Annotated in this window: 7 protein-coding genes; 2 read left to right on the top strand and 5 right to left on the bottom strand. The window is 33.6% G+C overall.

Annotation, left to right across the window (positions count from 1 at the left end; genetic code table 11):
* Positions 1–3: 3 nt before the first annotated feature.
* Together A6733_RS09625 and A6733_RS03885 are read left to right on the top strand one after the other, a co-directional pair.
* A complete protein-coding gene (locus A6733_RS09625) occupies positions 4–126 on the top strand; it encodes a hypothetical protein (RefSeq protein ID WP_278183883.1) in 123 nt (40 codons plus the stop codon).
* On the top strand, positions 114–851 hold the full coding sequence (locus A6733_RS03885; protein ID WP_175330563.1) for an RNA methyltransferase: 738 nt from the start codon (positions 114–116) through the stop codon (positions 849–851). The genes A6733_RS09625 and A6733_RS03885 overlap by 13 nt, the downstream gene beginning before the upstream one ends.
* A 166-nt stretch (positions 852–1,017) precedes the next feature.
* Here the strand turns inward: A6733_RS03885 and icd are convergent, their stop codons facing one another.
* The 5 genes from icd to A6733_RS03860 form a co-directional block, all read right to left on the bottom strand.
* Positions 1,018–2,271: an NADP-dependent isocitrate dehydrogenase gene (gene icd, locus A6733_RS03880; RefSeq protein ID WP_092402482.1), complete on the bottom strand. Its 1,254-nt coding sequence runs from the start codon at positions 2,269–2,271 to the stop codon at positions 1,018–1,020.
* Positions 2,272–2,337: 66 nt separating this feature from the next.
* Positions 2,338–3,144, bottom strand: coding sequence for an inositol monophosphatase family protein (locus A6733_RS03875; RefSeq protein WP_175330564.1), 807 nt, complete (start codon positions 3,142–3,144; stop codon positions 2,338–2,340).
* A gap of 308 nt (positions 3,145–3,452) precedes the next feature.
* Positions 3,453–6,773, bottom strand: coding sequence for a hypothetical protein (locus A6733_RS03870; protein ID WP_092411570.1), 3,321 nt, complete (start codon positions 6,771–6,773; stop codon positions 3,453–3,455).
* A gap of 471 nt (positions 6,774–7,244) precedes the next feature.
* On the bottom strand, positions 7,245–10,130 hold the full coding sequence (locus tag A6733_RS03865; RefSeq protein WP_092411569.1) for a hypothetical protein: 2,886 nt from the start codon (positions 10,128–10,130) through the stop codon (positions 7,245–7,247).
* A 321-nt stretch (positions 10,131–10,451) separates the two neighbouring features.
* Positions 10,452–14,207 (bottom strand): hypothetical protein, encoded by a 3,756-nt coding sequence (locus A6733_RS03860; protein WP_092402961.1) that lies wholly within the window; start codon positions 14,205–14,207, stop codon positions 10,452–10,454.
* Positions 14,208–14,643: the final 436 nt, after the last annotated feature.

Raw genomic sequence — 14,643 nt, 5'->3', positions numbered from 1 at the left:
AAGATGTGCTTTTTGAGGGTGAGTTTTATTTCTTTGTTGGTCTCTTTATTTGTTGGCGTTGCTGGAGGTGGCGCCCTTTTCCGTGCTCGGTGTTTCTCTAGGGAAAGGATCTGGTGCTTGACTTAGTAGGTGTAGTTCTCTGCGGTACTTCTAATCCAGGAAATATTGGTGCTTCTGCTAGAGCCATGAAAAACATGGGGCTACGAAGGCTCTGCCTTGTTGGATCTCAGTTGAGCAAAGAGGACTCGGTCGAGTTGGCTCGTTCTTCGCATGCGTGCGATGTTCTTGAACAGGCTCTTTCGTTTGGTTCATTGTCTGATGCAGTTGCTCAGAGTAGCTGTGTTTTGGGGTTGACCTCTAGATTGCGTAAAAGGAATTCTGTTGTTTCTTTGTCTTTGCCTGATGCTATAGGTATGGTTTTGCCACTTATACGTCAGGGAAAGTACGTCAGCTTTGTTTTTGGTAGTGAAAAGACAGGCTTAACTAACGAACAGCTCATGTCTTGTTCCCGTGCTGTCTATATACTTGCCTCAGACGAGTATCCCTCTCTTAATCTGGCCGCAGCTGTGCAAGTTGTGTGTTACGAACTTAGGCGTCAGCTATTGTTGGGTAATGATAAAACTGATGCTACTGAACAGCGCTGCTGCCCGGCTACAGCACAGGAATTTTTTCATCTGATGGATCATCTCAATAGAGTGCTAGAAAAAATACGTTTTTGTAATCGGTTGTCTGCATCTACTATGTCTAAATTTCGTCGTATCTATTCCAAAGCTAATCTGGAAAAAGAAGAAGTCGCACTACTGCGAGGATTGTTATCTCAAGTGGAATATTGCTTATCAGAATCAGAATAAAAAGACATTCTGTTCGTGTTTGACGATATGTACTACGGCTCTATAGTACGTTTTATATAATTTTTTTCTGCCACCTCTTGGAAAATTAATCCCAAAGAAGAGCATTCTATCCCTTGATTATAAGGGAAGTAGGGGGGGGCACAAGTACCCTATTCCCTCTATTTTATTATCCTATATTATCCACAATTGACTTAGCAAAATCAGATGTGCTTAATTTAGTGGCATTTGACATAAGTCTTGCTAAGTCATAAGTAACCTGTCCTTTCTCTATAGATCTGCCAATTCCTGCCAGTAATAAGTCAGCTGCCTCTAACCATCCTATGTGTCGTAGCATCATTTCTGCAGATAAGATAAGTGAGCCTGGATTGGCTTTATTCTGTGCAGCATGCTTAGGAGCTGTTCCATGGGTAGCTTCAAATATTGCAGCCGAATCTGATATGTTTGCACCTGGAGATATTCCTATCCCACCAACCTGCGCCGCTAAGGCATCGGATATATAATCACCATTTAGGTTTAGTGTTGCTACAACGTCTATTTCTTCCGGGCGCAGCAAAATTCCCTGAAGAAATGCATCAGCTATGGAATCTTTGATTATGATTTCTTTGCTGTTTATCGGGTTATTGATAGTGCACCATGGGCCTTTGTCTATCTCTTTAGCACCGAATTCATTCTTAGCTACTCCATACCCCCAATCACGGAATGCGCCTTCCGTATATTTCATTATATTTCCCTTGTGAACCAAGGTAACACTCTTCCTATCTTCCTTAATTGCGTATTGAATGGCTCGACGAACTAGCCTCTCCGTTCCCTCACGAGATACTGGTTTTATTCCTATGCCAGAAGTTTCTGGGAAGCGAATTGCCGTTACATTAAGCATATCCTGTAGATACGAAATTATCTTCTTTGCCTCCGGAGATCCTGCTTCCCATTCTATGCCAGCATATATATCTTCAGAGTTTTCACGAAAAATCACAGCATCTGTTTTTTCTGGATTCTTGAGTACACTAGGAGTGCCTTTAAAATACCTAATGGGTCTAAGACATACGTAAAGGTCAAGTTTCTGGCGGATAGCAACATTTATAGATCTTATTCCCCCACCAACCGGCGTTGCAAGAGGCCCCTTGATTGATATACAAAACTCCTGCAGAGCATCTACGGTTTCATCAGGTAGCCATGTATTTGGCCCGTACACCTTGTTTGATTTCTCTCCAGCGTAAATTTCCATCCAGTGAATTTTTTTTCGTCCGCCATACGCTTTACTCACTACGTGATCAATAACAAAAATCATAGCCGGCGAGATGTCTACCCCTATACCATCACCCTCAATGAATGGGATTATGGGGTTGTTTGGAGTATCGATACTCTCTTTAGAGACAGTAATCTTCTCACCATTAGCCGGTACAGTAATCTTTTTGTACATTAACTTCCCCTGTTGTCATTTGTACAGTGCAAGAAGTATACTATATTTCACTCTACTTTTGGTTGGTCACAGTTTTGTTGGTTCTATGCTCTCCCTGAGTATTTTTAGCAGTATAGTTGCCAATTTGGGCGATGAGGCTAATATGTTTCCCGATTCCAGGTAGTTTTGCTTTTTGTTTTGTATAAGCTCTGATGCAATACCTCCAGCCTCAGTTACTAATAGACTTCCGGCTGCTATATCAAAAATTTTAAGATTTTCTCCACAACAAGCGTCAAACCGGCCTGAGGCCACATAGCATAATGATAAAGCGGCTGATCCAGTTATCCTTACTCCATGTACCCTGCCATCTAATGCTTTAAGTAGTGATATATCATGTCCGGTTCCATATTTTGATGCTGTATGCGTGCACAGACTAATACATGATTGCGATATATGTGCACACGTTGAAACTCTAATCCTTCTATCGTTCAAGAATGCTCCAGAACCTCTGCTGGCAGTGAACATTTCATTTAAATTAGGATCGTAAACTACACTATGCGTTACTATGCCCATTTCCATTAAAGCAACAGAAATTGCATAATGCGGTACTCCATGAATAAAATTGTGAGTTCCATCTATAGGGTCTATTTGCCATACAAAAGGACTATCTCTTCTGTAGGACCATCCACTTTCTTCAGAGAATATGTCATGCTCCGGGTAAGCATCGTGAAGTATTGAGACGAGGTGTTTTTCTACTTCAAGGTCTGTTGATGTAAGAAATGTGCCATCTGGTTTTTTTTTTATCTTAAGTTGATTTAAGTCTCTCGAATCTCTTATGATAGCATATGAAGCTTGACGTACAGCTCTTATGGCAGTACTTAAGTAGTGGTGCACGTATATTTCCTCTTACTAAATTATATTAATTGTTAAGTATACAAAAAATGTTTTGAATGATGAATACTTGTCAGATCATGATAGGTTGCATTATACCTATTAATAGATTGTTAAACTATCGTCACGGAAGGTAAGGCATATTTGCAAGTATTACGCGTTTAAATGATCCATTTCTCCTACTAACGACCATTTATTGCCAAACGCAACTTAAATACCTCGATTGTTACACAGGTTCATTTCTTGAACTATAGTTACTCATATTTGATATATTTTTTGCTGACATGAAAAATGTACTCAAATTATTTTATTCATATGAATTGTTTTGTTATATAATTTGTATATCTACTGGTGCAAATTTCAGATAATGAATTAATACACTCAAGTTTTATTTCGCTCCTAAATGAATTAAATAATTTATTTTCAATATCTTTAGTGGAAAGAGTTATGGTATTGCCGTCTAAAATTATAGACTCTTCTGATAAACGCCTTATTTCATTTTCGAACGAGAGTATAACTTCATCTACTAAAACCCCTATTTTTGAACCCCTGGAAAGAACAATGCTACGTATGTAATAAAACAAATCAGATTCATTGGCATTTTCATAGGTAGTGATGGAACTAATAGTTCCATGGAAAATATATTCCAAAGTATTCATGATAATTTTTTTTTCATGTACTGAATGCAAAATATTTTTTCCTAAATTAGAAATTTCTTCTAATGATTTTTTGGATATCGCTATACCATCAAAATTCTTGAAAAGAGCATTTACAAAAAATCCTTGATCTGCCTTTTCTATTTCCGATTTAACCATACTTGGTAATTCAGATATAGCAAATCTTAGTACATCTAACAATAGTTCGGGAGAATAGGAGTACTTTGATTTTGCTTGACGTGGCATTACTAAGGAAACAGATGATTTATATGTAGATGGTATTGGGTTAGACGGTATCTTAGTATCCCAAAAGCATTTAATCATATTTACTCCGTACGACAATGGGATATCACACTGATCGATAAGTGATACTTCGTTTTCACATATTTTAGAAAATTGATGTAAATGGTAGTCACTATTTAGTATTAATTCCTTAACAGTGGATATATCATTTCCTGGAATAAGTATATGCGAAGATAATTCTGATTCTATTAGTTCCAGTTTGTAAGAGATAATATTTGCCACTATACTTATAATATTACTATAAAAACATGAAAACTCTAGATTTTTAATGTTTGCTGATCTGATGTACTTTTTCATTTCTAATAAAAAAAAATCCTCTAGCTTACTATGTCTAAAACTAGAACTCTTTGTAGCTAAAAAATATATACCATTATGTAGGTGGCTACTATTTATATTTATCCTACTAGCGCACTCAATATCGTATACCCCTGCATTTTGTATATTTGAAGGATTTGTTGAGTCATTGTACGTACTTACTAACTGTTGGCGATATGAGCATATAGCCGCATATTTAAAATATTCTAGAAATCTATTTGAGAAAATTTCTATATCATTTTCTGATGCCTTAACTACAGCACCACTTGAATCATTGTAAAAAAGTCTATATTTTTTAATTTTACTGAATATCTCTCCCTTAAACATATAAACTGCGCTATGAATATAATCATAGAAACCAGATACACTATGTGATGGAATAGTACCGGTATCTGTGTACAAATTTATTGCTAGACTGATTTCAGTGTTAGATCTAATGCCGTGGGGTATAGCATACGTTACTATATTATACAATATCCTATCACTAATATCCTTAATCTCCTGTAATAATCTTCTTTGTAAATGCAAACCACAAAAATTACCGAAAAACAAAGACAATATAATCTTAGGCTCTGAATCAGTTATGAATCTTATTATCCTTTCTTTTAAGTTCGAAATAGAACTAATTATGATACTACTGAATTTACGTAGGTGCGATTTTTTATTAAAGATAAAGCAACTTCCTTCACGCAGGGCAGTTTGGGTAAATATTTTATAAGGGATGTTTTTGTAAATGTCATCTGCTATATTATTTTCAATTATATGTGAGCACTTCTCAAACAATTTTTTGAAGAAAGAACTATTATTTATGGCTGCCCTTCTAAGGTTTTCAACTGACATGCCTTGTCTTATATCTATTTCATATTCCTCCTCAATGGTTTCTATTTCTTCTGTAATTAATGACATAAACACTTTTTCTAGGTGATGTAATAATAAAGATATATTTTGTTTGTCATATTTTTTTGCATTGTTTAAATTATTTTGTTTAAGTACCATACTCTCAAGCTTTTTTTCTATATCTCCTATACCGATTTCTCTAATAATCAAGCTATATGTTTTATTTGCCCATGACAAGAGGGAAATTCCAAACTTGAAATTTACAAATGCAAATGAAGGTACATTGAATATGTGTGAGTGAACATCTGTCTCTGCTGGGTAAGATATGCATGTGTGTTTATTGGATGGCGTGATTTCATTATGTTCATGCGTTCCTAGTGTAATGTCGTATTGGTTTTCCATAATTTGTTGTTTTTCATTTTGTAATGGATAGTTTTGTTGATTTAATTCTGAAGTGCTTGCTTCCTCGCTTTGAAATGGTATAGTACATTCATATTGCACATAATTAATGTCATACTGGCTTTCAGTTGTTTGCTGTTGCTGGGCTTGCAATGGATAGCTTTGCAGGTTTAATCCTGACGTGCTGGATGCATCGTTTTGAGGTGGCACAGTATCCCCATATTCCCCATAATTAACGTTATACTGGCTTTCAGTTGCTTGCTGTTGCTGAGCTTGCAATGGATAGCCTTGCAGGTTTAATTCTGACGTGCTGGATGCATCGTTTTGAGGTGGCACAGTATACCCATATTCCTCATAATTAACTTCATACTGGTTTTCAGTTGTTTGCTGTTGCTGAGCTTGCAATGGATAGCCTTGCAGGTTTAACTCTGATGTGCTGGATGCATCGTTTTGAGGTGGCACAGTATACCCATATTCCTCATAATTAACTTCATACTGGTTTTCAGTTGTTTGCTGTTGTTGGGCCTGAAATGGATAGTTTTGCAGGTTTAACCCTGATGTGCCAGATGCATCGTTTTGAAAGGGAGCAGTATACCAATATTCCCCATAATTAACGTTATACTGGCTTTCAGTTGCTTGCTGTTGCTGAGCTTGCAATGGATAGCTTTGCAGGTTTAACCCTGATGTGCCGGATGCATCGTTTTGAAACGGAGCAGGATACCAATATTCCCCATAATTAACGTTATACTGGCTTTCAGTTGTTTGCTGTTGCTGAGCTTGCAATGGGTAGCCTTGCAGGTTTAATCCTGACGTGCTGGGAGTAGTATATTCATATGTTCCATAATTAAGCTGTGTGATGTTAGATTGATCTGAAAGTATTTGTTGATAAGTTTGTACATAATCACCTTCACCAACTGATTGCTCAGCAGTGCCACGTATATCAGCAGCTGTGAGATTTTGATTATTGTCCTGTGAGAGAGATGTTGGGCCTGATACACCGCCCGTGTTTTCAGTTATATAACTATATGACGTATCATGGTCCTGGTTTTGAGGTGTATTGGTATTTTCTAACTCATAAACGTCAACCGATGTATTGCAAGATGTTAGGGGATAGTAGTTCATGTGATCACTAAGTTGAGTAATTAATATACAATAACAAAGTTTATTATTACATTAATTACTAACACAAAATGAAGTATATAAATATGAAATTGTTTTTTTGTATCGATAATTGTTCTTTTATTATATAACATACAGTTATTAATAATTTTAACAGAACCACCTTTAGTGACATAAAATATATGCAAAAAAGATAACAGCACCTTTTTCACCATAAGTGATTAACATAATTGTGTTACTAGTTCCTACTAGATGCAAACGTAATGCTAAATACAATCTGCCCCCGTTTTATATAATGTGGGATATCTGCTAACTATTAACACGCGCGATCTTTAACTACTTAGTAAGAGCACGCGACATCACTTAGCTGTTAGATATATTACCTCACACATTACAGTAATTCTTACACGCGTACATTAAATTGTTTGTCCCAACCATATATGAAGGAAGACTTATGATGGCGCAATCCTTATGTTACTTTGGTTGATGATCATTGGATAGCACATTCTCAACCCTCATGACGCATATTTCTAAGAATGAATTAATACAGATATTCCTAACTTCTGTCTTAAATTTATCAAACAATTTGTTAGATATGTCCTCAGTGGGGAGAGATATGGTATCGCCCAACAAAATTATTGATTTTTTTGATAGACGCCTCATTTCATCTTCGAAGGAAAGCAAAATTCCATCTATTATTTGAATTGGCTTGCTGTTTTTATAAAGTATGATATTACGTGCGCGAGAAACCAAATTGTCGTGCCCAATGATGCCATACAAAGGGAAGATCGACATTACCTCATCAACAACACAATTTGAGCTGCCTATTAAATATTTGTTTTCATGTGATGATTGCAAAATTGCTCTTCCCAGTTCAGATATCTCCTGCAATGATTTTTTAGCTACCACTATGCCATCAAAATCTTTGAAGACTGCCCTTGCAAAGAAACCATCATCAGCACTACTGATTGTTGACGCTACCATACCCGGCAATTTCAAGATAGCAGATTTTAATATATCTAACGATATCTCCGGAGAAAAACAGTATTTAGATTTTACTCTACGTGGCATTATCAATAAAACAGAAGACTTGCTGGCATACGATGACTTTTTTATAAAAAAACATTTCTCTACAGATAGGCCGTATGATAATTTTCTATCACATTGTTCTATAAGGATAATTTCATTAGCACATATTTTATAAAATTGATCTAAATGGTACCCATTACTTAGCACTATTCCCCTAATAGCAGATAAATTATTCCCTGGAATAAGTATATGCGATGCTAGATTTAATTCTAGTTTTTCCAGTTTAATAGCTATTATTTTAGCTATAGAACCCATAATATTATCATATAAATCTGCAAACTCCGGATTTTCAATATTAAGGGATCTGATATACATCTTCATTTCTAGCAAAAACACCTCTTCGAAGTAATTATGTCTGAAACTAGAATTCTTTACAGCCGAAAAATATATCCCCTCACTTATATGGGTGCTATTTATCCCTATATTACTGATACTTGAAACATCATATTTTTCTACAGTTGATGCCTCTAAGTTCTTTCTTTTACATGGATCAACTAAAGGCCTTTTACGATTATTGGGCACATTTGATAGTTTCTTTCGATACGATAACATACATGCATACTTAAAATATTCTAACAATCTGTGTGCATAGACAGATACATCACCTTCTGGTATCTCACTTACAGTGCCAGTTAATTCATTATAGAAAAATCTAAACTCTCTGATCTTACTATGTATATTCCCCTCAAACTTGTAAACTACTCTATGAACATAATCATAAAAACCAGATAGACTGTGCTGAGGGATATTGCCGGTATTTGTATATGAACTTATTGCTAAGCTGACTTCGGTGTTAAATATAATTTCAGAAATTGGAAAATCTTGTATACTATCTGATATCTTGTTACCAATATTCTTAACTTCTTGTAACAATTGCCTTTGCAGATACAGACCACAAAATTTACCAAAAAATGAAGATAATATAAACTCAGGTGTTGCTTGAGCTGTAAATCTCACTATTCTCTCTCTCAAATTTGAAATAGAGTTAATCATCGTAGTATCAAATCGGCTAGAGTGAAATCTTTCATCAAATGAGAATCTATGAGAGCTAGCTAGGTTGGTATCAATGAATATTTTACTAGGTATACATTTGTAAATATCACTTTTTATTTTGCTGTGGATGATATTCACGCATTTTTTAGATAATTTTTTAAAAAAAACACCGTTATTTATAGCCTCATGTCTAATATTCTCAATTGACATTCCAGACCTTACTTGTACTGGATGTTTTTCTTCAATATCTTCTACTTCTTCCATAACCAGTGATATAAATATTTCTTCTAGGTAATGCAACACCGCAGAAAAATTCTTTCCAGCGCTCTCATCACTATAGAGGAGATTTATTGACGACGTCTTTTTCTTATTTTGCAGCGCAACACTTCCAATCTGATACGCTTCTAGTCCTAGACCTATTTTCCTAACACTCAAGCTGTATATTCCACCATCCCAAGATAGAAGTGATGTTCCAAATTTACATCTTACAAGTTCACATGAAGGGTTATCAATAACATATGACTCATATGCAGGCAGAGATGTTGATTGAAGTGGGTCTGTACTTTTATTAAGTAGTGTAAATTTAAGTGACGCCTGACCATAATTAGGTTCGTCAATACTACTTGAATTTCCTAGCATTCGCTGAGTTTCTGCTTGTGTGGGGTGATTGCTTACATTTAACCCAGATGTGCTAGGTGTTTCATATTTAAATGGTAACGCATACTTGTGCTCACTAATAATCCGTTTGACATCGTATTCATTTACTACCATTTGCTTATAATTACCATTTACCCCTAATCCAGATGTACTAGGAATTTCATATTTAAATGTTGGATTGTACTCATACAATGGATCATATTCATATGACTCTCCAGTAATCTGTAATGATAGATCATATTCACTTAGTTCTTTAGTAATTTGCAGCGGCAGATCGTATTTATACGATTCTTCAGTAATATCTAATGATAGGCCATATTCATGTGGCTCTTCATTAATCTGTAACGGCAGACCATATTCGTATGGTTCTTCAGTAATCTGTAGCGGCAGATCATATTTGTAGGATTCTTCAGTAATTTGTAATGGTAGGCCATATTTATGCAATTCTTCAGTAATACCAGTAATATCATATTGATTTGAGGATATTCGATGTAATACAGCACACTTACTTTCATCTGCATGGCCAGATAATTGACTAGAATTTGTATTTTGTAGTCCATTAGAATTTTCTATATTATTAGAAACTCTATCCAATGTATCATTAGTTGGGTAACAGTTCATACTTTCACTTTAAGTTAAGTAGTTGAGGTGCCACAATAAGTTTGGCTATTTAATGGACAACTACTAACATCAAATAAAATCTATAAATATGAAATTATTTTTTTAGATATCGGTTATTATTCTTGTAATTTTATTTATGTTTGATATTTATTGATATTTTTCAGGTAATTATTTGTTTATTATTCTGTATTAGCACGTCAGTTTAAATAGTTTACCGTAAATAATAATCCATAAATTTGCAATAATAACTTCACTATCTTTGCATAATATCACTGACTTATACTGTTTTTTTACCTTTATTTTCTATACGCCTTTTATTTATCAAGTGCCTACTGTATATTTACTTGCAAATATCTCCGATAGCGAATTAATACTGTCACTTTTAATTTCACTTCTGAATTCATTAAATAATTTATTCGCTGTGTCTTTAGATGGAAGAGACATTGTATTATCATCCAATAAAATTATTGATTCTCGAGATAAACGCTCTATTTCCATCTCAAAAGAAAGTATAATCTCATCTAATTTATTGATTAATTTATTGTCTTTATGTGCTGCATTACATATTTTTGAAAGTAATTTACTGTACTTAATAACATTTTGCATGGGTAGTTGTTTTGTTATTTTATCAACAATACGTTCTAATCTATAGCTCAGGTGTTGATTTTCATGTGCTGACTGCAGAATATTTCTTCCTAGATTAGAAAATTCTTGTAATGATTTTTTAGATATTATTGTGCCATTAAAATTCTTGAAAATGGCATTTACAAAAAAACTGTCATCTGCATTTTGTATCTTTGATTGCAGCATATTGGGCAATTTTAAGACGGCAGATCTTAGTAAATCTAGTAATGATTCAGGAGAATAAGAAATTTTGGGTTTCGTTTGTCTCGGTGTTATGGAAGAAATGGATGTTTTATAGGCATATGGGTCGGGGTTTTTTTTATTTTCTTGACTCAATAGATTTTTCATGGATATCCCGTATGGTAGGTTTGTATCACATTGATTAATCATGTTAAACTCATCTTCGCAAATTTTAGAAAATATATATAACAAGTAATCATTACGCAATATTGAATCCTTAATAGTAGATATTTTTTTTTCTGGAATGAGTACCGTAGATAGCAACTCCAATTCTAATTTATCTAATTTATGGGACATCATGCTAGCTATAGCACTCATAGTGTTGGCATACAAATGAGAAAAGTCTATATTTTCAACATGTAATGATTGGATATATATCTTCATTTCCATCAAAAATAATTCTTCGAACTTAATGTGCCTAAAATCAGAATTTTTTATAGCCAAGAAATATATTCCATTCACTATATGATCATCGTTTATTCCTATTTTAGTAACACACGAAATATTTCGTTTATCATCTATACTTGCTACTTCCGAAGCAGATGTCTTAGATGTAGAAGTAGCAAAAAAATTCTTCTTTTCGCTTGTGTTATTCGATAATTTTTCGCGATATAAACACATAGCGGCATACTTAAAGTATTCTAACAATCTATCTGAAAATATTGATAGATCATCTTCTGATGCCTCGTTTATTGTGCCACTTAAATTTTCATAATAAAACCTAGATTTCTTAATCTCAGAATATACATTGTACCTGAACTTATAAATTTGTTTGTGAACATAATCGTAAAAGCCAGATGCATTATTTTGTGGAATACTACCGGTGTTAGTATATGATCTTATTGCTAAATTTATTTCAGTGTTAGATCTAATTCCTGGAGGAATTGGAAAATTTTGTTCAATATCTGATATTTTATCACCAATATTCTTAATTTCTTGTAACAATTGTCTTTGTAAATACAGACCACAAAATTTACTGAAAAATGAAAACAATATAAACTCAGGTTTTGCTTGTGTTATGAACTTTATTATTCTTTCCTTTAGATTCAAAATAGAATTAGTTATAAGAATAGTTAATCTATGAGAGTGTAATGCTTCATTGAATGAAAGTCTGGCGGTATTTTTTATTTCAGTCCTGACGTATATTCTAGTAGGAATATCTTTGTAAATATCTTCCATATTGTTAGTAATATTTGTGTATTTTTCAGACAATTTTTCAAAGAACATATTGTTATTTATGGCAGCATTTCTAAGATCTTCAATTGACATTCCATGTTTTATCTCTATTGGATACTCTGCTTCAACATTTTCTATTTCATTTATGACCAATGAGATAAATATATTCTTCACGATATTAGATATTACGGAAAAGTTTTTTTCATCACGATTATTGTTGCGTGTATCTGCCGATGATGCTTTCTTATTGGGTGATACTATATTTCCAATTTTATAATCTTCTATTTCTGGGCCAATTTCTTTGACAATCAAGCTATATATTCCTCCTTTCCATGATAGTAATGAGGTTCCAAATTTAGACTTTAAAAATTTACAGGAAGGAGTGCTGATAATATAGGATTCACATATTGGTATTGATGCTTGAGGAATTGGTTTTTTATTTTGTAAAATACAATTTTTAGGCTGCGTAATTTCATGTGTATTTTCTGTTATTTGTTGATATTGTATTTTTGTATGAGTATTGTCTGTATTTAATACAGATATAATATGTGATTCATCTGGAAATGGTAATGTATAGTTGTGTTCACTTACAATCTGTGCAATGACACGATGATTTTTTACTACTATTTGCTGTCTTTGTATTTGTTCGAGATAGTTGCTAACATTAAATTTAGATGCATTATAAATTTCATCTGGTGTTGGGATAGTACATTCATACGTTTCGTAAGTATTTTGAGAGATAGTATTTTGATTTTCTACTATTTGTTGTATTTGAGAGGGATAATTGTTAAACGTTAGTTCAGATGCATCAAGTATTTCATTTAGTAATCGAGGAGTAAGTTCATATGATTCATCAGTATCTCGAACAAGGTCATGCTGATTCCCCACCGTTTGCTGTTGTTGTGATTGGGTGAGGTAGTTATTAACGTTTGATTCAGATGCATCAAGTATATCATCCAGTAATTGTTGGGTAAATTCATATGATTCATCAGTATTTTGATCAACATCGTGCTGATCTTCTATTATTTGCTGTTGTTGTATTTGACTGAGATGATTGCCAATGTTTAATTCAGGTATATTAGAAATTTTCTCTGATAATGGGAGAGAGCATTCATATAGTTCATAATTATCTTGAGTGATAGCATGTTGATTTTTTATTATTTGTTGTATTCTTGATAGATAGGTGTTAACGTTTAATTCAGATGTGTCAAGTATATCATCCAGTAATTGTTGGGTAAATTCATATGATTCATCAGTATTTTGAGCAACGTCATGTTGATTTCTCACTTCTTGCTGTTGTTGTGATTGGGTGAGGTAGTTGTTAACTTTTGATTCAGATGTGTCAAGTATTTCATCCAATAATTGTTGGGTAAATTCATATGGTTCATCAATATTTTGAGAAACTTCACGCTGATTTTTCATTGTTTGTTGTTGTGATTGGGTGAGGTAGTTGTTAATGTTTGATTCAGATGTATCAAGTATCTCATCCGGTAATTGTTGGGTAAATTCATATGATTCATCAATATGTTGAGCAATTTCATGCTGATTTATCACTGTTTGTTGTTGCGCTTGATTGAGGTAGTTGTTGACTTTTGATTCAGATTTATCAAGTATTTCATCCAATAATTGTTGGATGAATTCACATGATTTATCATTTTCTTGAACATCATCATGTTGATTTTTGGTAAGGTGGCTGCTAATATTTAATTTAGATACGCCAAGTATTTCTTCTGGTAGTTGAGCAGTAAATTCATATGATTCATCAGTGTATTGTATGATATCTTGTTTACTTGAAGGTGTTTGTTGATAAGTTTTTGCAGAACAACTTTCAGTATCTGAGTTTTCACTGTTACTGTATGTATTAACGGTTGTGGCATTTTGGTTGTTATACTGAAATATTTGACCCGATACTCTTGATGTGCTTTCAGTTGTTAGGCTAGATAATTGACTAAGATATTGATCTAGCTCTCCATCAGTACATTCTAGTTCAGAAACATTATTTGATGTGTTACAAGTTGCTATATGATAATAATCCATACTATCACTAAATTAAGTTACAATAATGGGTTTAGACATATTTTTTCTAATCATTGGCACCAAATTAAATCTATAAATATGAAATTATCTCTTTGATACCTGTTATATATTATTATAGAATTTTATTCCAGGTATATATTGATTAAGTGTTTTAGTGGAACTATTTTTTTTATCTCTTAAGCATATTGGCAGTGTAGTTTAAATGTTTGTTAGGTACAAGATATATTATTAGGTTTGTTTATTTATGTGTTTCATGGTGTATTGGTGGATATATAAGATATGATAAATTTACTACGTTATCAGTGCTATTTAACGCTACTTAACAGTTTTATTGGTGGTATGTTTTGTGCATTACTGAGTAGTTTTGTTCATGCATATATTTTAAATGGCAATATTTGTGTCTTTAAGGTCCTGCACGCTATACGCTATATAGATT

This window comes from Candidatus Ichthyocystis sparus, assembly GCF_900078745.1.
GTDB lineage: Bacteria > Pseudomonadota > Gammaproteobacteria > Burkholderiales > 2013Ark19i > Ichthyocystis > Ichthyocystis sparus.
The sequence above is the reverse complement of the archived record's forward strand: the minus strand, read 5'-3'. Positions and strand labels throughout refer to the sequence as shown.

Coding starts and splice junctions, on each gene's coding strand:
- icd (WP_092402482.1), bottom strand. CDS start 2,271: ATGTACAAAAAGATTACTGTACCGGCTAATGGTGAGAAGATTACTGTC.
- A6733_RS03870 (WP_092411570.1), bottom strand. CDS start 6,773: ATGAACTACTATCCCCTAACATCTTGCAATACATCGGTTGACGTTTAT.
- A6733_RS03860 (WP_092402961.1), bottom strand. CDS start 14,207: ATGGATTATTATCATATAGCAACTTGTAACACATCAAATAATGTTTCT.
- A6733_RS03865 (WP_092411569.1), bottom strand. CDS start 10,130: ATGAACTGTTACCCAACTAATGATACATTGGATAGAGTTTCTAATAAT.
- A6733_RS09625 (WP_278183883.1), top strand. CDS start 4: ATGTGCTTTTTGAGGGTGAGTTTTATTTCTTTGTTGGTCTCTTTATTT.